1 protein-coding gene is annotated in these 389 nt (G+C 59.4%); it reads left to right on the top strand.

Features of this window, described 5'->3' with window-relative positions:
• A partial coding sequence (locus tag D1646_RS16080) for a zinc ribbon domain-containing protein (protein ID WP_160637447.1) occupies positions 1-254 on the top strand: 254 nt, incomplete at its 5' end.
• Positions 255-389: the final 135 nt, after the last annotated feature.

Genomic DNA, 389 nt, shown 5'->3' on the forward strand with positions numbered 1-389 from the left:
TGTTCCGGGAAATGCTTCGCTACAAGCTGGAGCGCCAAGGCAAGCCGCTGATTCTGGTGGACCGCTATTTCCCCTCCAGCCAAATCTGTTCCCTCTGCGGAGAGAGGCAGGAGGCGGCCATTCTCAGAGGAAAGCGTTGGGTCTGCCCCAAGTGCGGCGGAGTCCAAGACCGGGAGGTCAACGCCGCCCGAAACATCAAGGACCAGGGGCTGGCGCAGTATGTTCAAATGCAGAAGCTGAGCAAAAGCGCTTAGCTTGCAGATAAATCCCTGCCGCCCGGGACGGCGGTGAAGGCCCGTGATCGGGTCGGGGAAGCGTTGAGCGAAGCACAACAGAAATTTTGCGTTTCGCTCAGCGTTTTCCGGACCGGAGAGCGGGAAACGAGAGGA

The organism is Pseudoflavonifractor sp. 60 (assembly GCF_009911645.1).
In the GTDB taxonomy this organism is placed as follows: Bacteria; Bacillota; Clostridia; order Oscillospirales; family Oscillospiraceae; genus Lawsonibacter.